Below are 534 nucleotides of genomic sequence, written 5' to 3'. Positions count from 1 at the left end.
GGGATCGGCTGGATCCCGTATCTTCTGGAGCGGGCCGACTTCACCCACGGCCACCACAACGCCTGGACCAACTCCAACTTCGGCCCCGGCAAGATGCCGAGCGACATCTACAAGAAGCACATCATCAGCTGCTTCATCGAGGACAAGTTCGGCCTGGCGAACCTGGACTACATCGGCGAGGACATGGTCATGTACGAGTGCGACTATCCGCACTCGGATTCCGTCTGGCCCAACTCGGCCGACAAGCTGTGGGCCGACCTTCAGGGCCTGTCGCGCGAGACCATCGACAAGATCACCCACATCAATGCGATGCGCGAGTTCTCCTATGATCCCTTCTCGGTGCTGAAGCGCGAGGACTGCACGGTCGGCGCCCTCAAGCGCAAGGCGGCGGCGGTGCCGGTCGACACCGATCCCCTGCTGGGGCTCGGCGGGGCCGCGCCGCAGCGTGAAGCCGGCAAGCCGGTGACCTCGGGCGACATCAACCGCATGTTCGAGAACGCTTCGGCGGAATCGACGGTCTCGGGCCGTCGCTAG

1 pseudogene is annotated in these 534 nt (G+C 64.2%); it reads left to right on the top strand.

Annotated elements, in window-relative coordinates:
* Positions 1–534, top strand: a pseudogene (locus HX774_RS19150) (amidohydrolase); the annotation flags it as partial.

The sequence above is a fragment of the Brevundimonas sp. P7753 genome (assembly GCF_013386595.1).
GTDB classification, from domain to species: Bacteria; Pseudomonadota; Alphaproteobacteria; order Caulobacterales; family Caulobacteraceae; genus Brevundimonas; species Brevundimonas bullata.
This window is presented reverse-complemented; position numbering and strand designations above follow the sequence as displayed.